A 559-nucleotide genomic window follows, 5' to 3' on the forward strand; every position below is an offset into this window, starting at 1 on the left:
ATCCATTGGCATAGAGGAATCACGAAATACAGTGGAATAAAATAATAGAAGAAGCCTAAATGGTAATAGGTGGCATGAAACGGACTATTACTCAGCACTTCTTTGACGGTTTCAAAATCGAATCCTTGTGCCGTCCAACCCGATAGATACGCGTAGAATGTCGACCAAATTAGAAAAGGCACCAACACCTTCCCCAAACGCCGCTTCACGTAATACTTGCCATCAAAAGGACGTGTATCACTGAGCATCAGAGCGCCCGTAATCAAAATAAATACCGGCACCGCCCATCGGGTCACGCTGTTCACTCCAACGGCGGTGAGCCATTGGTCCATTGGGATCACGCCCAACTCGTTTCGATAAGGCGCCAAGACATGAATAGCGATCACGGCCACTGCGGCGACGCAGCGCAATAAATCAAAAAACAGAACCCTTTCTCTCATATCCTTTCCTACCTTGGATCGCTTATCGTTTATAGCATAGGGCAATTTTCACTCAATTAAATAGTTAACAATCTGTTTTTGCTTATTTTTAACCCAACAATGACCTGTTAATTGTATTT

1 protein-coding gene is annotated in these 559 nt (G+C 44.0%); it reads right to left on the reverse strand.

The genetic code is table 11. The features are described from left to right. Window positions 1–440: acyltransferase (locus R7O13_RS29670; RefSeq protein ID WP_318305566.1), on the reverse strand; the 440-nt coding region annotated here is incomplete at its 3' end. Window positions 441–559 lie beyond the last annotated feature (119 nt).

The organism is Vibrio sp. Y176, assembly GCF_033438945.1.